15 protein-coding genes are annotated in these 19,854 nt (G+C 54.3%); 8 read left to right on the top strand and 7 right to left on the bottom strand.

Annotation, left to right across the window (positions count from 1 at the left end):
* Nucleotides 1-4: 4 nt before the first annotated feature.
* The 6 genes from IAI47_RS20035 to IAI47_RS20010 all read right to left on the bottom strand — a co-directional run bounded on the left by IAI47_RS20035 (nucleotide 5) and on the right by IAI47_RS20010 (nucleotide 6,195).
* Entirely contained in the window at nucleotides 5-517 is a 513-nt protein-coding gene (locus IAI47_RS20035) for a GNAT family N-acetyltransferase (protein WP_008924651.1), read from the bottom strand.
* Nucleotides 518-527: 10 nt separating this feature from the next.
* Entirely contained in the window at nucleotides 528-1,469 is a 942-nt protein-coding gene (locus tag IAI47_RS20030) for an ABC transporter substrate-binding protein (protein WP_008924650.1), read from the bottom strand.
* Between the two features lie 10 nt (nucleotides 1,470-1,479).
* Entirely contained in the window at nucleotides 1,480-2,793 is a 1,314-nt protein-coding gene (locus IAI47_RS20025) for an LLM class flavin-dependent oxidoreductase (RefSeq protein ID WP_008924649.1), read from the bottom strand.
* Between the two features lie 80 nt (nucleotides 2,794-2,873).
* Entirely contained in the window at nucleotides 2,874-4,025 is a 1,152-nt protein-coding gene (locus IAI47_RS20020) for an amidohydrolase (protein ID WP_008924648.1), read from the bottom strand.
* A gap of 19 nt (nucleotides 4,026-4,044) precedes the next feature.
* Complete coding sequence (locus IAI47_RS20015) at nucleotides 4,045-5,043, bottom strand: MsnO8 family LLM class oxidoreductase (RefSeq protein WP_008924647.1); 999 nt, start codon at nucleotides 5,041-5,043, stop codon at nucleotides 4,045-4,047.
* Between the two features lie 417 nt (nucleotides 5,044-5,460).
* Nucleotides 5,461-6,195, bottom strand: coding sequence for a GntR family transcriptional regulator (locus IAI47_RS20010; RefSeq protein WP_003855087.1), 735 nt, complete (start codon nucleotides 6,193-6,195; stop codon nucleotides 5,461-5,463).
* Nucleotides 6,196-6,639: 444 nt separating this feature from the next.
* Between IAI47_RS20010 and IAI47_RS20005 the strand changes: the two genes are divergently transcribed.
* From IAI47_RS20005 to IAI47_RS19970, 8 genes are all read left to right on the top strand, one after another.
* Complete coding sequence (locus IAI47_RS20005; RefSeq protein WP_008924646.1) at nucleotides 6,640-7,089, top strand: PTS sugar transporter subunit IIA; 450 nt, start codon at nucleotides 6,640-6,642, stop codon at nucleotides 7,087-7,089.
* 48 nt (nucleotides 7,090-7,137) lie between these two features.
* A complete protein-coding gene (locus tag IAI47_RS20000; protein ID WP_003855084.1) occupies nucleotides 7,138-7,410 on the top strand; it encodes a PTS sugar transporter subunit IIB in 273 nt (90 codons plus the stop codon).
* A 39-nt stretch (nucleotides 7,411-7,449) separates the two neighbouring features.
* Nucleotides 7,450-8,823, top strand: a complete 1,374-nt coding sequence (locus IAI47_RS19995; protein WP_008924645.1) for a PTS ascorbate transporter subunit IIC — start codon at nucleotides 7,450-7,452, stop codon at nucleotides 8,821-8,823.
* 533 nt (nucleotides 8,824-9,356) lie between these two features.
* Nucleotides 9,357-10,919, top strand: coding sequence for an aspartate aminotransferase family protein (locus IAI47_RS19990; RefSeq protein WP_008924644.1), 1,563 nt, complete (start codon nucleotides 9,357-9,359; stop codon nucleotides 10,917-10,919).
* Nucleotide 10,920: 1 nt separating this feature from the next.
* Nucleotides 10,921-12,213, top strand: a complete 1,293-nt coding sequence (locus IAI47_RS19985; protein ID WP_008924643.1) for a lysine N(6)-hydroxylase/L-ornithine N(5)-oxygenase family protein — start codon at nucleotides 10,921-10,923, stop codon at nucleotides 12,211-12,213.
* A 1-nt stretch (nucleotide 12,214) separates the two neighbouring features.
* A complete protein-coding gene (locus tag IAI47_RS19980; RefSeq protein ID WP_008924642.1) occupies nucleotides 12,215-14,569 on the top strand; it encodes a GNAT family N-acetyltransferase in 2,355 nt (784 codons plus the stop codon).
* Between the two features lie 76 nt (nucleotides 14,570-14,645).
* Nucleotides 14,646-15,872, top strand: coding sequence for an MFS transporter (locus IAI47_RS19975; protein ID WP_008924641.1), 1,227 nt, complete (start codon nucleotides 14,646-14,648; stop codon nucleotides 15,870-15,872).
* 216 nt (nucleotides 15,873-16,088) lie between these two features.
* Nucleotides 16,089-17,228 carry an amidohydrolase gene (locus IAI47_RS19970; protein ID WP_008924640.1) on the top strand — a complete coding sequence of 380 codons (1,140 nt, stop codon included), beginning with the start codon at nucleotides 16,089-16,091 and terminating at the stop codon, nucleotides 17,226-17,228.
* A gap of 177 nt (nucleotides 17,229-17,405) precedes the next feature.
* Here the strand turns inward: IAI47_RS19970 and fhuE are convergent, their stop codons facing one another.
* A complete protein-coding gene (fhuE, locus tag IAI47_RS19965; RefSeq protein ID WP_187961296.1) occupies nucleotides 17,406-19,628 on the bottom strand; it encodes a ferric-rhodotorulic acid/ferric-coprogen receptor FhuE in 2,223 nt (740 codons plus the stop codon).
* Nucleotides 19,629-19,854 lie beyond the last annotated feature (226 nt).

Below are 19,854 nucleotides of genomic sequence, written 5' to 3'. Positions count from 1 at the left end.
CTCCTTAACTCGCTTCGGCGACGTTATAAACGCCGATGACTTTACTAAAACGCAGTCGTCCGTCATGGGGCGGCTGGCCGTAACGCTCCAGATCGCCGCTGAGATCAAAATGAGGCTGATAGCCGTGGCCGGTATAGAGCCGTACCGCTTCCGGCTGGCGAAAGCCGGTGGTGAGAAACAGCCGCTGATAACCTGCCTGCAGCGCACGCCGCTCCAGCTCCTGCAACACCACCAGTGCCAGCCCCTGACGACGCAGATCGCTGCGTGTCCAGATACGTTTCAGCTCGGCGGTTTGTGGATCACAGGGTTTGTAAGCGCCCATCGCGATAATCTCGCCGTCACGCTCCAGCACAATAAACAGCCCCTGCGGCGGCAGATACCATTCGGTCAGTTCCTGCTCTTTATGCCGGGAAAAGTAGTCACCGTAGCGCGCGGAATATTCATCAAATAGCCCGCCGAGAATCGGCTGGAGCGCTGGTGCATCGGGTGAAACATCGCGAAAAGTGGATTCACTCATGGTCAGCTCCTTAGTCGCCCAGCCCGGCGGGATTGATTTCTGAACGGTCGATCTTCTCAACACCTTCACCCCAGCGGTTCAGCACCTTCTGATAGTCGCCATTGCCGATCACGCCGTTCAGCGCAGTGCTGATCGGTTCCGCCAGGCCGCTGCCTTTCTTCACGGTAACGGCGATGTGTGCCGCTTTTGGCCAGCCACCATCGACACTGCCCACCAGGCGGGTTTTACCCGTCAGTGCCGCTTTCCAGGCTCCAATCACGTTGGGACCGAAGTATGCATCTGCGCGGCCCGCCTGCAGCGCCAGCGTTTGAGCCGCATCATCTTTGGCGTAGATCGGCGTAAAGGCTTTTAGTCCCTTTGCCTGATTCTCTTTATCCCATGCCAGCAGAATCGCCTCCTGATTGGTGCCGGATCCCACGATGATCCGCAGCCCGGCGATATCCTCTGCTTTAGTCAGTGATTTTATCGGGCTGCTGGTTTTGACATAAAAACCCAGGGAGTCTTTACGGTAGGTAGCAAAGTCAAACTTCTCTTTGCGATCTTTGGTCACGGTGATATTGGAGATTGCCGCGTCATACTTGCCTGAGGCCACACCCAGTGGCCAGTCTTCCCACGACGCAGGCACGACGTTGAGTTTCAGTCCCAGGCTGTCAGCGACAAGCCGGGCAATGTCCACTTCACTGCCGAGCAGGGTTTTGTTGTCGTCGGAAAACACGGTGAGCGGTGGCGAATTCAGTGCCGCAACCGCCACGGTAAAGGAACCTGGCACCACAAAGTGATGACCGGCAGGCAACTGAGCGATGGCATCCGGATTCTTCACGGTATTGACTGGCGCTTTATTCGCTTCAAGACTGACCCGCTGGCCGTTATAGGAAACGCGGGTATCTTCCGCCAGCGCATGGCTGCTGGCCGCCAGAATAAGCAGGGCGAGAAGAGGTGATGTTTTTTTCATGGCCTGTGCCCTATTGTGAGGTGAACTGATTAACGGGTTGTTTCAGGGCAAAGCTGTCGCGCAGGGTGCTGCCCGGATAGTCGCGACGCGTCAGCCCGCGAGCCTGCAGAATCGGCACCACGCGGTCGACAAAGCGTTCAAAGGTATCGGGCGTACCGCCATTGATGATGAAGCCGTCAGCGGCCTGGGTCTCAAACCACTGCTGAAGACCATCGGCGACCTCTTCCGGTGTACCGTGGAACAGCGGGCGCGGCGTGGCGGCTTCCAGCGCCGCCTGACGCAAGGTGTGACCGTGCTCTCTGGCTTTTCGTTTGATCTCGTCGGTGGTGCTGCGGAAACTGTTCTGACCTATGTCGCCAATGTCCGGAAACGGCTGATACAGCGGGTATTGTGAAAAGTCGTGATGGTCGAAGAAACGCCCCAGGTAATTGAGCGCATCGGTAATTGATACCAGCGCCGCCGTGGTCTGATACTGGCGCTCCACATCCTCTGCATCATCGCCAACAATCACGCTGACACCCTGGAAGATGTGCAGATCCTCTGGATGACGGCCATTCGCCTCCAGTTGCTGCTTCACATCCTGATAAAACGCCTGCGCCTCTTCGCGGGTCGGCTGATGGGTAAAGATGGCGTCAGCGTGGCGCGCCGCCAGCTTTTTACCGTCCTCAGAGGCCCCGGCCTGGAAGATAATCGGACGGCCCTGCGGCGTGCGGGCAATGTTCAGCGGCCCCTGCACCTGGAAGAAGTCACCGTGATGATCGAGCGTATGTAACTTTGCCGGATCGAAGAACTGCCCACTCTCTTTGTCGCGCACAAAAGCATCCTGCTCCCACGAATCCCATAAACCTTTCACCACCTGCAGATACTCATCGGCAATGCGGTAACGCAACGCATGCTCAGGATGTTTCTGGCGGGAAAAGTTTTTTGCGGAACCTTCCAGCGGCGAGGTCACCACATTCCACCCCGCGCGACCGCCGCTGAGGTGATCGAGGCTGGCAAACTGACGCGCCACGGTGAACGGCTCGCTGTAGGAGGTGGAAACGGTGCCGACCAGTCCCAGATGTTCCGTAACGCCCGCCAGGGCAGACAGGAGTGTCAGCGGTTCAAAGCGATTGAGAAAGTGTGGTATCGATTTCTCATTAATAAATAATCCGTCGGCGACAAACAGGAAGTCGAGCTTGCCCTGCTCCGCTTTACGGGCGATTTTTTTGGCGTAATCCAGGCTGATGCTGGCATCAGCCTGTGCCGCAGGATGGCGCCAGGCGGACATGTTTCCCGATGCGCCATGCAGAATAGTGCCCAGACGAAGTTGTCTTGTGGTCATGATGCTCTCTCTTTTTTAGTCGTAGTGGTGCCCGACGACGGTGTTCAGAACCGTCGTGCGTTAGCGGGCTGCAGATGAATTCAGTTCAGAATGGATTCCCGACATCGCGCATTAAGATGTTGCAGCGCCTGGCGGGCCAGTCGGGCAAAGTAGTCGGCGGCGGGGGCAATCAGCGCCTCATCCGGGGTAAAACTGGCGTGATGCAGACCAAAATCACTGGCGCTGCCAATGCTGACAAACGCACCGGGCACCTGTTGCAGATAAAAGGCAAAATCTTCGCCCAGCAGATGCAGATCGGCCGTCTGCACCCGATAACCCGCCTGCTGCGCCACTTCACTGCTGAAGTTCGCCCAGTGCGCGTCATTGATCAGCACCGGCGGGCCAGGATGCCAGCTCAGGGTTGCCTGCGCGCCATTGGCTTCGGCAACGTGTTCAACCAGCACCCGCACCCGCTGCTCCAGTTCCGCGCGCACCCGTAAATCATGGGTTCGGGCCGTGCCGCCAAACTCAACGCCGCCGGGTAACACGTTCCAGCTTTTACCGCCGTCGATACGCGTAATACTCAGCACCAGACTGTCCAGGGCACTGAAGCTGCGGCTGGTGAGTCCCTGTAACGCCTGAATGATCTGGCTGGCGGTGACAATGCTGTCGACGCCCTGTTCCGGATACGCAGCGTGTGCGCCTTTGCCAGTCACGCAAATAATAAATTTATCCGTATTGGCGTAGAACGGCCCGCTGCGGGTAGCGAATGAGCCAATGGGCAGCGAGGGTTCATTGTGCATGCCGAAAATGGCCTGTACCTCATCAAGTACACCCGCCTCAATAAACTGTCTGGCTCCTCGCGCGATCTCCTCTGCGGGCTGAAACAGAATACGTACCCGGCCAGGTAATTGATCGGACAGCGTATTGAGCTGCAACGCTGCGCCCAGCATCACCGCGCTGTGCAGGTCGTGACCGCAGGCGTGCATGACGCCAGGATGACGGGAATGAAACCGCACGCCGCTCGCCTCATGGATCGGCAGCGCATCGATATCCGCGCGCAGCGCAATCACCGTCTCTCCACTGCCAATCTCCGCCACCACGCCCGTCTCGAGGGGATAATCCAGAATCCTGATGCCCGCTGCGGCTAACCATCCCCGCAGTCGCGCCGTGGTCGCAAACTCCTGACCCGACAGCTCTGGCCAGGTATGCAGTTCGCGTCGCCATTCGATCAGTTGTGACTCATGGTTCATGATGACTCTCCACTGAGATTCAGGCTGCGACCAGATGATGCGTAGCCAGCAGTTCAAGTGACGTCAGGCGGGCAACCGGCTCGGTAATCGGCGTGTCGATCACGAACTCATCAATATCAAAATTATGATGCAGTGCATCCAGTTGAGCATGAACCTGCGGAGCTGTGCCCTTTAGCAATGACGGTGTGCGCGGCTCTATTTTGTAATCCTTGTAACCGCCCTGACGCACATAGCGTTCGGCCTGCTCAAGACTGGCGACATTGACGCCTGGGCCCTCTTTCACTGCGACGTGATAATGGCGCAGACCGGAAACCAGCAGGTCTGCGCCGGCGGGTGAATCGGCCACCACCACCTGTACAGCCACCAGTGCGCGCTGACCGTGACTCAGGCGGGAGAAAGTACTTAACGCGCGCTCCAGTAACTGACGATCGCCATTGAGATGGGCCGCAAACACAAACTGCCAGCCCAGACTGGCCGCGAGCCGGGCGCTCTCTTCACTGGCACCCAACAGAAAACGATTGGCCGGACGTGACGGCAGTGGCGTGGCGGCTAAGCCTTCGTCATCAACATGAGGTTGAGCGGCCGTGAGCCAGCTATCCAGCAGCTGAAGCTGATTAGCAAAGCTCCCTTTTTTAGCGGCATCGACACCCTGTTGCAGTGCATGGGTTGAGAGCGGTAATCCACCTGGCGCTTTGCCTACACCGAGATCGATACGTCCGGGAGCCAGAGAGGCGAGCAGATTAAAGTTTTCTGCCACTTTATAGGGGCTGTAATGCTGCAACATCACTCCGCCCGATCCGACGCGAATATGACGGGTCTGGGCAACGATCCACGCAATTAACACTTCCGGTGAAGGACTGGCGAGCTGCGCGGTGTTGTGATGTTCTGCCAGCCAGAAACGGTGATATCCCCACTCCTCTGCCAGCTGGGCCAGCTGCAGGGTGCGCTGCAGCGCCGCGGTGGGCGTCTCGCCCTGCAGCACGGGTGCTTTATCTAACAGACTCAATCGATATGCCATTCACCTGGTCCTTGTTAATTCCGGTTGCTGACCAGTGTGCTGCGCAGGTGATTATTGGTAAAACATCATATTGTTTTATGCTTTATTGAATTCGTCATAATGGGAGGGATGAAAGGATAAATGACGATAACGGCGCTGAAACAGGGTTTGATAGTAAGATCTCACGGATAAAACGGCCTGTTACCTGAAAAAAAGCGATTGAAACCAGCGAGCCGGCAAAGTTATGCAGAAAATCGTCTTAAGTATGGAAAGCTGTTATGCGTTCTGCCGCGGCGCTGCCTTGATAACAGACATCGGGAATACAACACACTGAAGTCCATTCTGTACTGGAGGAAGAAAGCGCAGAACGTCAGGCAATTAAATAAGCATACTGAGCTTTCAATTGAGGAAAGATAAGTGACTAAAACATTATTTTAGTTAAGGTCGCTGCGAGTTTTGTTTCAGAGGAAAATACCGGGTATTGATAATCGCCACATTGACTTCACAGGGAATGCCGTCGTCGAGATAAACCGTTTCATTAAGCTGAATGACCGCATCGCCTTCCGCTAAATTAAGTAACGTAAGTGATTGTGTATCCGCAAGATTGACGGCTGTTAAATGCTGGTCTCTGAGCTGGACTTTTTTACCTGTCACCTCTTCAATATAGGCATATTTGGAGATTTCCAGCTTGCTGAATTCCATGCTGTTGAACAGGTTTACTGGCAGGTGGATATGCTCCAGTGCCACCGGAATATCGTCAAAACACATCAGACGTAAAATTTTATAAATCTGATCGCTGCTCTTGATACGCAGTGCCTGGGCCATGTCCGCTGAAGGAACCCTGACGATACTGACAGAGATAATTTTTCTGACACCTTTATGGCCATTTCTCTGAGCCTGATAATCAAAAGGTGAAAGCACATGATATCGGTGAGCCTGGCTACTTATCTCCGCGGAACCCACAAAAATACCCGATCCTTTTACCCGATATATTCTCTGCTGCTCTACCAGAATACGTGTCGCCTCACGCACCGTTGCGCGTGTAATGCCGATATTTTTGGCAATTGATATTTCGGTGTCCAGCTTTTCTCCGGGTTGAAGCCCATCATCCTTAATTTTATTGAGGATGTAATTAACCACCTCTTTTTGCTTTTCAGTAATGCCATCAGCCATTGGCTTTCTTCCCATTTGCGTGAAGGACGGTCTCCCTCTAATCCGTGTCAGTACAGTTCTGCCTGACATTGCCGGATGAGTACCACTACGGCTCGCTGAATATGTGATCAACTTATCAAATTGGCACTGATGTTAAGCCTGCTCAGCCAAATTTTAACTTTACATGTTGTGTCCGTACACGTCGAAGGACATTATCCAGATGACTAGACATCTTTAACATGTACAGATGTACCGGTTAAAGTGAAATTTAATTTTATGTGCACGCTAAGAAACGCGTTATTTCTTAACGGCTTGATAAAACGTTCTTTTACGAATCGGACTGCCTTTATTTTCCCGCACAGTGAGTGGACGCAGGTTGCCTGCAGGTTCAGTCAAAAAGGGATGAAAGGCGTTTTAATAAAAAATGACTGTACATATTCAGGCATTTTCAGCAGGAGCAAGGCGATGTCACACCTGGCTAAGTGGTTAAACAACGAGAAAATCCAGTACGTCGAAAGCGTTGCTGACTGGCAGGAAGCACTCGTCATTGCGGGGCGTCCTCTGCTCAGTGAGGGCACAATCTCGCAGGATTACATTGATGCGATCATTCAGCAAAAAGAGGAGATCGGGCCCTTTTTCGTCATCGCTCCGCAGATTGCAATGCCTCACGCCCGTCCGGAACAGGGCGCGCACAAACTGGGGCTCTCGATTGTGCTGCTGGGCACAGCGGTGAAATTTGACTCTGAAGAGAACGATCCGGTAAAGGCCATTTTTATGTTTGCCGCGCCGGACAGCAATAGCCATATCGAAATGATTTCCGAGCTTGCAGAAGTTCTGTCTGATGAAGCGATCATGACACAACTCTTCAGGGCGACCAGTAAAGAAGCGCTGATAACAATTTTATCGGGCGTCTGAACTGCCCGCTAAAACACGACATGTGATCAACAGTGAATGAGGTGAGATATGAAAATTATGGCGGTTTGTGGTTCAGGTCTGGGCAGCAGCTTCATGATGGAAATGAACATTAAGAAGGTGCTTAAAACTATTGGTGTTGAAGCGGAAGTTGAACATTCTGATCTCGGCTCTGTTACGCCCGATGTGGCGGATGTTTTTGTGATGGCAAAAGATATTGCCTACAGCGCCAACCTTCCTGAACAGAAGGTTATCATCATTAACAACATTATTGACCTGAAAGAAGTGGAACAAAAAATACGCGAGTATTTTGAGAAAAACTGACGCTAATAATTAGATAAACACCTTACCCTCGAGGTTAATATGTTTACTCAAAATCTTTTGCAGTTCGTCGTCGACGTGCTGAAAGTGCCCTCAATATTAGTCGGACTGGTGGCATGTTTCGGACTGATTGCGCAGAAGAAGCCGTTTCCTGACGTTATTAAGGGCACGGTTAAAACCATTCTGGGCTTCCTGGTGCTGGCAGGCGGAGCGACCGTTCTGGTTGGTTCCCTGACACCACTTGGCGACATTTTTAAACATGCATTTGATGTTCAGGGCATCATTCCTAATAACGAAGCAATGGTCTCTATCGCACTGGCAAAATATGGTGCGCCAACCACGATGATCATGGCCTTCGGCATGGTCGCCAACATCGTTGTTGCCCGATTTACCCGACTTAAATATATCTACCTTTCCGGCCATGTGACCTTCTATATGGCCTGTATGATCGCGATTATTTTATCAGTTGCCGGTTTTGAAGGTGTGCAGCTTATTTACACCGGCTCACTGCTTCTGGGTATTCTGATGGCCACCTTCCCGGCAATTGCACAGCCTTATATGCGTAAGATCATCGGGGGCGACCATGTCGCGCTGGCGCATACCGGGACCATTGGCTATGTCTTATCTGGCTGGATCGGCTCTTTAGTGGGTAAAGGTTCTAAATCCACCGAAGAGATGAACATGCCAAAAAACCTCAGTTTTTTGCGCGACAGCACGATCTCCATCTCGCTAACGATGATGATTATTTACTTAATCCTGTCGGTGTCAGCAGGTAAAGAGTATGTAGAGGCCAACTTCAGTCATGGTCAGAACTACCTGGTTTACTCGTTTATTCAGGCCATAACTTTTGCGGCGGGCGTATTTATTATTCTGCAGGGGGTGCGCTTAATCCTGGCTGAGATCGTTCCGGCCTTTACCGGCTTTTCAGAAAAACTGGTACCGGATGCAAGACCCGCGCTGGATTGCCCGATTGTTTTCCCTTATGCCCCGAATGCGGTGCTGGTCGGCTTTATCTCCAGCTTTGTTGGTGGCCTGGTTGGGCTGTTTGTCCTCGGTCAACTGCATTGGGTATTAATTCTGCCGGGTGTTGTGCCCCACTTCTTCTGTGGCGCTACGGCGGGCGTATTTGGTAATGCCACCGGTGGCAAACGCGGGGCGATTTGCGGTGCCTTTGCCCATGGCCTGCTGATTACCTTCCTGCCTGTCGCCCTGCTACCGGTGCTGGGACAGATTGGCCTGACCAATACGACCTTCTCGGATACCGACTTCGGCGTGACCGGCATTCTGCTTGGCAATATGGCTCACTTTATGGACAAAGGAACCATCACAATGATCATCACCGGTATTTTTGGCTTGTTAGTGATTTATAACTTCATGGCCAAAAAGAAGGCACCTGCTGAAACGAATGCAGGGTAAAAAGAAAGTGTACTAACCCAGAAAGGGCGATTAGCCCTTTCTGGGCGTGTGTTTCATCGGCTCTTCATTCCCCTCCTGGTCCTTATCAGAATCCCCCTCACCTGTGCCGACAATAGCCGTAATTTACGCTCGTTACGCTCATCCCTGACCTGAAACGCCTCATCGTCACACAGATTCACTGACATCTTCTGGCACTAATCACACTAAAAAAGGACTATTCCGAACACAAAATGTGATCTATATCACATTTACAACATTAGTCCGGCTAATAGATAAAATTTAACAATAAAAAAATTGAATGATAATGATTAACATTTACACTCTCATCCGCATATAACAAAGCGTTAAACGCTGCAAAGTCCACAAATAATATGCGGTATTTATTTTTTTAAGGTTAAAACCCTGGCGTCTTTGGTTGTCAGGATTTTTATCTGGTTAGTCAGATTTATGTTTACTGGAGTTGTTGAGCGCACATCCAACGCTGCTGGCTTAATGCCGGCAGGGTCACTGGTATTAACGCACAGGAACTGAACATGCTTTTACGCTCATCCACACAGGCGGCTCTGGATCTCGCGCCAGCCTCCAACGCCAGCGGTGCCGAAACGGCCATTTTTAACGATCAGCAACTGGCGGCCTGGTCGCAGCAGACTCAGGAAGTGCTAACGCTGATGACGCGCACCGTTACCGGCGTAGAGAAGCCCTTCAGCGGCATTCTGCCCCACGAACTGGCGGCGGAGTTCAGCGAGGTCAATCTCGATCACCCACTCGGCAACAACGAGGATGCACTGGCGGAGCTGAGCCAGCTCTATCTTCGTGACGCCGTCTGGTTTCACCATCCTAAATACCTGGCGCACCTGAACTGCCCGGTGGTGCTGCCCTCGCTGATGGCAGAGCAGATTATGGCGGCAGTCAACAGCTCGGTCGATACCTGGGATCAGAGCGCAGGCGGCACCCTGATTGAGCAGAAGGTGATCGACTGGACGCTTGGCCGTATCGGTCTGCCAGCCGGATCGGATGGGATCTTCACCAGCGGCGGTACCCAATCCAACCTGATGGCAATGCTGCTGGCGCGTGACAGCTGGTGTGCCGCACATCATCCGGGACATTTGATTAAGCATCGTGGCCTGCCTGAAACTGCCTCGAAATGGCGGGTGTTTACCTCGAAACTCAGCCACTTCAGCATCCAGAAATCGATGGCGATTCTCGGTCTGGGCTATGACGCGGTTATCGCCGTCGATCACGATGACCATTACCGCATGGACGCGGGATGTCTGGCACAGGAGATCGCGCGTTGCCGCAGTGAAGGGCTAATCCCGATTGCAGTGGTCGCCACCAGCGGCACCACAGACTTTGGCAGCATCGATCCACTGCCGGAAATCGCCCGTCTCTGTGACGATTACGGTTTATGGATGCACGTTGACGCCGCGTATGGCTGTGGCCTGCTGGTCTCTGAAAATCATCGTTCCCGCCTGAATGGCATTGAGCGCGCGGACTCCGTGACCGTTGATTATCACAAATCGTTCTTCCAGACCGTCAGCTGTGGCGCCTTCTTTGTGCGGGACAGCCAGAATCTGAAGCATGTCACGCACCATGCGGACTACCTCAATCCGCTCAGCGCCCAGCAGGAAGGCACGCCGAATCTGGTCAACAAAAGCATTCAGACCACCCGCCGTTTTGATGCGCTGAAAATGTGGCTGACACTGCGCGTCATGGGCCCGGCGGCGCTGGGTGATGCCTTCGATACCCTGATCGATCTGACACAGGCTGCGCACCAGCTATTAACGGCGCATCCGGCCATTGAAGTGCTGCACGCGCCTGAGCTGACTACCCAGATTTTCCGCTACATTCCCGGCAAACATGCCAGTGACGCGCAGATCGACGAGATCAACGCCGCCATCCGTAAAGCGCTATTCCGTTCCGGTAATGCGGTGATTGCCGGAACCAAAGTGGATGGACGTCAGTATCTGAAATTCACCCTGTTAAATCCCACTACCACCATTGCCGACCTCGAAGATGTGTTGAGCCTGATTGCGCATTACGGCCGCGAACAGGTTCGTGCCTCTGCGCTGAGCGCGGCTAATCAGGGAGCGATCTGAAATGAATAATCCTGTTTACGATTTTATTGGCATCGGCATTGGCCCTTTCAACCTGAGCCTGGCCTGTCTGAGTGAGCCGGTTGAGGGACTGAATGGTATTTTCCTGGATGAGAATCCCGGCTTTGACTGGCACACCGGCATGATGCTGGAAAACGCCCATCTGCAGACGCCGTTTATGGCCGACCTGGTGACACTTGCCGATCCCACCAGCCCGTACAGCCTGCTTAACTACATGAAGGAAAAAGGAAAACTATACTCTTTTTATATCCGTGAAGACTTCTTCCTGATGCGCAAAGAGTATAACCAGTACTGTCAGTGGGCCAGCTCGCGTCTGTCTAATCTGCGCTGGAACAGCCATGTGGAGTATGTCAGCTACGATGAAGCGACCGGCATTTATCACCTCCAGGTGACCGACACCCGAAGCGGAGAGAAACAGCGCTATCAGGCGCGTCATCTGGTGCTCGGCACCGGGCCAAAAGCCTGGATGCCGGCGTGCAGCCAGCCGCACCGCCAGCGCCTGACCCACTCCAGCCATTATCTGGCCAACAAAGCGGAGTTGCAGCAGAAGCGTTCGATTACCGTGCTGGGGAGCGGCCAGAGTGCAGCGGAAATCTACTACGATCTGCTGACCGATATCGACCGCTTTGGCTATCAGCTCAACTGGATCACCCGCGCGCCGCGCTTCTATCCGCTGGAGTACACCAAGCTGACGCTGGAGATGACCTCGCCGGAGTGGGTGGACTATTTCCACGCCCTGCCCGCCAGCACACGTGACGAGCTGAATGCCCGTCACAAGAATCTCTACAAGGGAATTAACAGCAGCTTAATCAATGACATTTACGACCTGATGTATGTGAAGCAGCTCGACGGCGATCTCAACGTCAATCTCTTTACTCACTCGGCGCTTACCGCTATGCGCTGGCTGCCACAGGGCGAATTCGAACTGACGCTGCATCAGGAAGAGCAGGATTGCACCTTCACCCGTCGCACCGAAGGACTGGTGATGGCGACCGGTTATCACTACCAGCCACCGATGTTTTTAGAGGGTATCCACGCCCGCCTGCGCTGGGATGACAAAGGCCGCTATGACGTTCAGCGCAACTACAGCATCGATCATCACAATCAGATCTTCGTGCAGAACGCCGAACTGCATACCCACGGTTTTGTCACGCCGGATCTCGGCATGGCCTGCTACCGCAACTCAGTCCTGCTGCGTGAACTGACCGGACGCGAGGTGTATCCCATCGAGCGTCAGATCGCCTTCCAGACTTTCCCGGCTAAATCGGAGCATTGAGATGAGTTCACCAATACTGTTCAGGGCCGATCGTCCCGCAGGCCAGTTTACCCTGAGACCGATGCTTGAGAGCGATGCGTCACTCATCCACAGCTGGGTCACCCGTGATTACGCGCGCTTCTGGGGCATGCAGCAGCAGAGTCTGGAACAGGTCGCGGCGTTTTATCAGACGCTGACCGCATCCGATCCTCATGCCGCGCTGATTGGCTGCTGCAATGACAAGCCCATCTGCCTGATTGAGTGTTATCGCGCCCGCGACGACGAGGTCGGCACGTTTTATCCGGCCGCGCCTGATGATTACGGCATGCACATTCTGATTGCTCCGGCCAGCCAGCCAATCAAAGCCTTTAGCTGGCAGGTCTTCACGCTGGTGATGGACTACATGTTCAGCCGCCCTGAGGTAAACCGTGTCGTGGTAGAGCCGGACGTGCGCAATGAAAAAATCCACGTGCTGAATAAACGCGCCGGATTCCGCTATCAGCACACCATCGACATGGGCCATAAAACCGCCTGGCTGGCCTTTTGCCAGCGTGACGATTATCAACACGCGTTACTGCAGGAGTCGCAGACTATGAATACCTCCGCTTCACTGACCGACGGCACACATCTGACGGGCGACAACTGGACACAGGCCAACCGCATGCTGATCCGCAAAGCGATTGCCGAGTTCACGCATGAAAAAATCATCACGCCGCAGGCATCGCAGGATGGCAGCTATCAACTGGCGGTGCCGGGCGGTGAAGCAACGTACCATTTCCAGGCGGCGCGGCTGGCGCTGGATCACTGGGAAATCGACGCGAAGTCACTACGCAAGCAGGAGAATGGTCGCGATCTGCCGCTGGATGCGCTGAAGTTTATTGTGGAATTCAATGGCGAGATTGGCATTCCGCAGGCGTTGCTGGCGACCTATATGGAGGAGATCAGCAGCACACTGTGCAGCAGCGTGTATAAACTTCAGAAGAATAATCCCGACAGCCAAGCGCTGGTCACAGCCGATTTCCAGACCGTGGAAGCGGCAATGACCGAAGGCCATCCCTGCTTCGTCGCTAACAACGGACGTATCGGTTTCGATGCGCAGGATTATCTGGCCTATGCGCCGGAAGCCGCCGCGCCCGTACACCTTATCTGGGTCGCTGTTCACCGCCGCAATGCCCATTTCTCCAGCCTTAGCGGGCTGAGCTATGAACAGCTGATGCGTGATGAGCTGGGCGACACCACCGTGGAACACTTCAATACGCAGCTGGTGAATAAAGGGCTGGCGGTTGAGGACTATATCCTGATGCCTGTGCATCCGTGGCAGTGGCAGAACAAACTGCTGACCGTGTTTGCGGCGGACATCGCTAATCACGATATTGTTTATCTTGGCAGCGGCGACGATGCTTATCAGGCGCAGCAGTCCATCCGCACCTTCTTTAATCGCAGCCAGCCTTCTAAGCGTTATGTGAAAACCGCACTGTCGGTGCTGAACATGGGCTTTATGCGCGGTCTGTCACCCTACTATATGGCGACAACCCCTGCCATTAACGGCTGGCTGGAACAGCTGGTGGCGGGGGATGCGTGGCTTCAACGCTGTGATTTCCGTATCCTGCGCGAAGTCGCTTCCGTCGGCTATCACAACCGCTATTACGAGCAGGCGATCAAAGGCGATTCCGCCTACAAAAAGATGTTTGCAGCGCTGTGGCGGGATAATCCCGCGGCCAGCCTGCAACCTGGCCAGCGTCTGATGACCATGGCCTCATTCCTGCACGTTGATCACCATCAGCAGGCTCTGCTGCCTGCACTGATTGCCGACTCCGGTTTGCCGGCGAAGCAGTGGATTGATCGCTATCTCACCTGCTACCTCAGCCCGCTGCTGCACTGCTTCTATCAGCATGACCTGGTGTTTATGCCGCATGGTGAAAACCTGATCATGCTGCTGGAGAACAACGTGCCAGTCAGTGCTTACATGAAGGATATCGGCGAAGAGATTGCCGTGATGAACCCGGATGCCGTGCTGCCGGAGGGTGTTCAGCGCCTGGCGGTGGATGTGCCGGAGAACCTCAAATTACTGTCGATCTTTACCGATGTATTTGACTGCATCTTCCGCTTTATCAGCGCGATTCTGCATCAGTCAGGAACGCTGCCGGAAGAGGATTTCTGGCAGGCGGTGGCGCAATGCGTGAAGGATTATCAGCAGGCGCATCCCGAGCATGCCACTAAGTTCGCCCGTTATGACATGTTTGCGCCGGAGTTTACCCGCTCCTGTCTGAACCGCCTGCAGCTGGCGAATAATCAGCAGATGATCAACCTTGCCGACCCCGCCGAGAATCTTAAATTCGCGGGTACGCTTGTCAACCCGATTGCCCGCTGGCGCTAAACGTTACACTGTCACTCCGGTTTAATGCGGTCACTTCGGTGGCCGCTTTTTAATGGTTATATTGCAGGTATTCATCATGGCTTCTTTTCTCCCGGTGGCGCAACTGACCCGCCGACATCTCATCTTTCCGCTGTCGCTGGTCTTATTCGAGTTTGCCACCTATATCGCCCATGACATGATCCAGCCCGGCATGCTGCTGGTGACACAGGAATTTAAGGTCGGGCCTGAATGGGTTTCTACCTCGCTGACCGCCTATCTGGCGGGTGGCATTCTGCTGCAGTGGCTGCTTGGACCGCTCTCGGATCGGATCGGGCGGCGTCCGGTGCTGCTCAGCGGCGTGGCGTTTTTTATGCTCTCCTGCATCGCGACCCACTGGGTACAGAGTATTGAACAGTTCATCCTGCTGCGGTTTCTTCAGGGCATGAGCCTCTGCTTTATCGGGGCGGTAGGTTACGCAGCGATACAGGAGGCGTTCACAGAGTCGCTCAGTATTAAAATGATGGCGCTGATGGCCAACGTCGCCCTGCTGGCCCCACTGGCCGGGCCGCTGGCGGGCGCAGCTTTTCTTACCGTGGGAGAATGGCGCACCCTGTTCTGGTTGATTGGGGCTGTCGCGGCGCTGGCGCTGGCCGGGCTATGGTATGCCATGCCTGAAACGGCGGGCGATCGTCAGAAACCGCTGTCGCTGCGTTCGATTATTGGCGGTTATGCCTTATTGCTAAAAGAACCTCAGGTGATGCGCGGCTCGCTGGCGATCGGGCTGGTCACCGTGCCCTGCATTGCCTGGGTAGCATTGTCGCCCGTGATTTTGATCCACGGTGCGCAACTGAGCCGCATCGACTATGCGCTGTTACAGCTGCCGGTTTTTGCCGCCATGATTGCAGGTAATCTGACTCTGGGTCGATTATCCAGCCGTCTGCCCATTGAACAGCCTGTAAGACTCGGTGCATGGCCTGTGGTCTGCGGACTGACCATTGCAGCGATCGCCACCATGATTAACCCAGACAGCTATCTGTGGCTGACTGCCGGAATGAGTCTCTACGGTTTTGGCACCGGACTGGTCAACGCCGGGCTCTATCGCATGACGCTTTTTTCCAGCAACGCAGGCAAAGGCAGTGTGGCGGCGATGCTTGGGATGGTGAGCATTCTGATCATTGCACTCGGCATTGAAGCCGCCAAAACTGCGTATTTCAGCTTCGGCAACGGTGGTTTTAGCATAGTGAATCTGATCTGCGGTCTGCTTTGGCTGGGTCTGGTCAGCGCATTCCTGCGTGCAGGACAGCGAAAATTATGCGTGGAGTAGTCATTACCCTGCTGTAAAAAAATTGCGGGATGGCAAAACAGTGTTTGTCATTCCGCACGCTCAGAACACTGATTAAATCTCCTTCACTTCCGCATTGATTTTATTCAGATAAGCTTCGACCAAATCGTTACTTTATCTGCGTGTTGCGTCATTCGATGATGATTCCGCCTGCTGAGGCAATGGATAAATCTTTTATGCCGGAAACACAGGGATACCATGACTTTGCCTTTAACTGAACAACTGGTGCAGTGGCGTCGCGAACTGCACCAGCATCCTGAACTTTCGAATCATGAATATGCCACTACGGAACGGATTACACGCTGGCTGGAACAGGCAGGAATCCGGCTGAAGCCGCTGGGGCTGAAAACCGGCGTCGTGGCAGAAATCGGTCATGGCGAACCGCTGATCGCCCTGCGCGCGGATATTGATGCGTTACCGATTGAAGAAACCACCGAGCGACCGTGGCGATCACAGCAGCCGGGCGTGATGCACGCCTGTGGTCACGACGTTCACAGCGCCGTGATGCTCGGTGTGGCGTTGCAACTGAAACAGCAGGAAGAGACGCTGCCTGGTCGGGTGCGGATTCTGTTTCAGCCCGCCGAAGAGGCTTTCAATGGCGCGCGTCAGCTGATTGAAGCCGGTGCGCTGGAAGGCGTTCAGGCGATATTCGGCCTGCACAATGCGCCTGACCTGCCGCTGGGCATGCTTCAAAGCCGGGCGGGTGCGTTTTATGCCAACGTCGACCGCTTTGTGATCCGCATTGAGGGCAAAGGCGCGCATGCCGCACGACCGCAGGAGGGGATCGATTCGATCGTGATTGCCAGTCATATCGTGACGGCACTGCAGACCCTGCCGAGCCGGGTATTCAGCTCGCTGGAAACGGTGGTGCTGAGCGTAACGCGCTTTACCGCCGGTAATACCTGGAACGTGCTGCCGCAAAGCGTTGAGCTGGAGGGCACCGTACGCACTCACAACGGCGAGATTCGGGCGCAGATCCCGCACCGCATGCGGTCGCTGATTCAGGGTATCGCCGCCGGGTTTGGTGCGACCGCAGAACTGGAGTGGACCGAGGGACCGCCGGCCCTGATTAATACGCCAGGCTGGGTGGATGTTGCTCTGGACGTTGCAGAACAGAGTGGCTATCTCGCGGAGCATGCGGAGTCGCCACAGATGGGCGGAGAAGATTTTGCCTTCTATCTGCAACAGGTGCCGGGCGCGTTTGTCAGCATCGGCAGTGCCAGCCAGTTTGGGCTGCATCATGCCGCTTTCGATCCGGATGAAGCGCTGATTGGTCCGGCGGTGGCGTACTTCACCCAGCTGGTGCCGCGCGCGTTGCAGATTGTGGCGGCGCAATGACGAAAAAAGGAATGCCGGTGACGGGTGACATCGCATTTCAGGAGCAGCCTGAGGCGATTGTGGTGGAGTCCACTGAAGGTTTTAACCTGGCACTACGTTTTACCTGAGTGCAGACCTGTTATGTTGTGAAAAACGCCTCAAATGAGGCGTTTTTCACAGGCGTTACAACGATACAAATCAGAAGGTGTAGCTGGCGGTCACTGAAAAATTACGCGGTTCGCCGTAGACCACAGAGCTGGCCACGTTGGTGTCATACTCTTTGTCGAACAGATTATTGAGATTGCCCTGCAGTGACAGGTTTTTGTTCACCTGATAGCGGGCGAATAGATCAACCAGTGCATAGCTGCCCTGCCGCGCGCGCCAGGTGCCATTACCTTCCGGGCCGCCGACATCGTTCCAGACGTGCGTCTGCCAGTTCACGCCGCCACCCAGCGTCAGCTGCTGCAGTGTCGGCAGACGATAGCTACTGAACAGGTTAAAACTGGTCTGCGGCAGTTGCGGGTTAAACGTGCTGCCATCGCGGTTTTCCGCGATGTAACGCGACCCGCCAAAAGTCATCTGCCAGTTGTCGGTTAATGCACCGTTCACTTCGAACTCCACACCACGACTCACAACACCTTTGCGGCCAACGTAGGCAACATCTCCTGAGCCCTGAATGGTCTGCGTCGTCGCTTCACCTGCGTTATCCAGCTCCGTGCGGAAAACTGAAACGGAGGTGGTCAGGCGACTGTCCAGCCAGTCAGATTTCACGCCTGCCTCGTAATTTTTACCGATAACCGGCGACAGGTAAGCACCGCTGGCATCGCGGTAATCCTGGGGCTGGAACACCGAGGTATAGCTGGCGTAAGCCGACCAGTTTTCGGCGAAGTCATAAATCAGCCCGCCATACGGCGTAATGTTGTTTTCTTCCGCTTCGCCACTTAAGGTTTCGCGATTCCAGTTGGTGTAACGGGCGCCGAGAATCAGGTGCAGCGGATCAGCAAGTGACAGGCGGGTTGCCATGTAAGTTGATTTCTGGCGAACCAGTTGGGTATCGCTGGCAGGCAGACGCGGTGTCCAGTTGGATTCCGGATACTGGCCGTTGAAGTCGTTATAGTTACCTAACGACGCCGACGAGATATTCTCAAAGGTGCTGAAGTACTTATTATCCTGGCGGGTGTAGTTGACGCCCACCATCAGCTCATGCTGGCGCCCCAGCAGTTCATACGGGCCGCTGGCAAAAGCATCCACTGCATCCACTTTCCGTTTGCCGGTGTTATAACCGGTTCCGCCCACCACCGGATAGTCAGCATAGGAAGAGACACCCGCGCCGGTATTGCGATCGAAATAGCCATCAAGATAGATCTGCTTACTGTCCAGACGCATCTCGTTGTGCGCCCCGTTCAGGGTGATGTTCCAGCCGTTATCGAAATCCTGCTTCAGGTTTACAAAGAGTTTGCGATTCTCTTTGTCGTTATAGGCCCAGTCAGGCGCGGTGTTGTAGCCGCGACGGGTATGAATCTGTGTGCCGTCCGTGTACCAGCGTGGTGCGCCGCCCCACATGGTGGAGTCGGTATTGATCTGACTGAACTCATAACCGACAGAGAGCGTGGCAGAATCCGTCAGATCGGCGTCAACTACGCCATAGATGAACTGTTTTTTAGCGCCGTAGCGTTCGATGAAGCTGTTGTTATCCTGCCAGCCTGCAACCAGTCGGCCACGCACATTACCTGACTCACTGAGCGGCGCCGAAAGATCGGCAACATAACGCTGTTTGTTCCAGCTGCCGTAGCTGGCAGAGACGGTGCCGCCGAATTCTTTGCTGTCCGCATGTTTGCGTACCATATTGATGGCTGCTGAAGGATTGCCTGGCCCGGTCATCAGCCCCGTTGCGCCGCGAACCACTTCAACGCGCTCATACAGGGCCATATCGGTCTGTGCATCGCCCAGGTTCCAGCGTTCGGCAAAAGCAGTGGGAATGCCATCGACCATATAGTTGTCGATCATAAAGCCGCGCGCATAGTAGTTAGTGCGGTCCATATCCCCACTGATGCCGCGGATTCCAGTGGTATTTGCCAGCACATCATTCAGCGACTGAAGTTGCTGATCTGCCATTCGCTGCTTGCTGACAATGCTGACTGACTGCGGCACATCACGCGCAGTGCCCAGCATTTTTGTGCCTGCACGGGTAACCGGGACGCTGTAATCGGTTTCGGGCGAAGAGACCGCAGCAGCATTATCGGCAGCGGTAACGGTCAGAGTCTGGTCAGTGCTGGCAGCGGGTGACTGAGTCTCTGCGGCATGCGCAATGTTATGTGCCAGTGATGAGGCGACAATCACGGCCAGCAACGAGAAGCGAAATGGACGTTGCAGAGCAATCACGTTCTTAATCCTGGGATGCTGAAGATCGAAGGCGTTCATTAATTCCTCAATTATCTTTATGTTTTTATGCTGCCATTATCACGGCCCTGCATCCTGCGGGCATCGCCTGACTGCTTATGCTCAGAGAAATCAAAAACCCTCTCGTAAGCGTTTACGCGCAAGTGTGAAAAAACTTTAAAGCAAATGAGAAATATACGCATTGCGATTATCAATGCAAGATTTGGTTAACAAACAATGCTGATTCTTTCAAAAAAGTATTTATCGG

It is taken from the genome of Pantoea sp. MT58 (assembly GCF_014495885.1).
GTDB classification, from domain to species: domain Bacteria; phylum Pseudomonadota; class Gammaproteobacteria; order Enterobacterales; family Enterobacteriaceae; genus Pantoea; species Pantoea eucalypti.
Note: the sequence above shows the minus strand (reverse complement) of the source record. Positions and strands in the feature narration are given on the sequence as shown.

Coding starts and splice junctions, on each gene's coding strand:
- IAI47_RS20035 (WP_008924651.1), bottom strand. CDS start 517: ATGAGTGAATCCACTTTTCGCGATGTTTCACCCGATGCACCAGCGCTC.
- IAI47_RS20000 (WP_003855084.1), top strand. CDS start 7,138: ATGAAAATTATGGCGGTTTGTGGTTCAGGTCTGGGCAGCAGCTTCATG.
- IAI47_RS19990 (WP_008924644.1), top strand. CDS start 9,357: ATGCTTTTACGCTCATCCACACAGGCGGCTCTGGATCTCGCGCCAGCC.
- IAI47_RS20015 (WP_008924647.1), bottom strand. CDS start 5,043: ATGGCATATCGATTGAGTCTGTTAGATAAAGCACCCGTGCTGCAGGGC.
- IAI47_RS19970 (WP_008924640.1), top strand. CDS start 16,089: ATGACTTTGCCTTTAACTGAACAACTGGTGCAGTGGCGTCGCGAACTG.
- fhuE (WP_187961296.1), bottom strand. CDS start 19,628: ATGAACGCCTTCGATCTTCAGCATCCCAGGATTAAGAACGTGATTGCT.
- IAI47_RS20020 (WP_008924648.1), bottom strand. CDS start 4,025: ATGAACCATGAGTCACAACTGATCGAATGGCGACGCGAACTGCATACC.
- IAI47_RS19980 (WP_008924642.1), top strand. CDS start 12,215: ATGAGTTCACCAATACTGTTCAGGGCCGATCGTCCCGCAGGCCAGTTT.
- IAI47_RS20030 (WP_008924650.1), bottom strand. CDS start 1,469: ATGAAAAAAACATCACCTCTTCTCGCCCTGCTTATTCTGGCGGCCAGC.
- IAI47_RS19975 (WP_008924641.1), top strand. CDS start 14,646: ATGGCTTCTTTTCTCCCGGTGGCGCAACTGACCCGCCGACATCTCATC.
- IAI47_RS19995 (WP_008924645.1), top strand. CDS start 7,450: ATGTTTACTCAAAATCTTTTGCAGTTCGTCGTCGACGTGCTGAAAGTG.
- IAI47_RS20005 (WP_008924646.1), top strand. CDS start 6,640: ATGTCACACCTGGCTAAGTGGTTAAACAACGAGAAAATCCAGTACGTC.
- IAI47_RS19985 (WP_008924643.1), top strand. CDS start 10,921: ATGAATAATCCTGTTTACGATTTTATTGGCATCGGCATTGGCCCTTTC.
- IAI47_RS20025 (WP_008924649.1), bottom strand. CDS start 2,793: ATGACCACAAGACAACTTCGTCTGGGCACTATTCTGCATGGCGCATCG.
- IAI47_RS20010 (WP_003855087.1), bottom strand. CDS start 6,195: ATGGCTGATGGCATTACTGAAAAGCAAAAAGAGGTGGTTAATTACATC.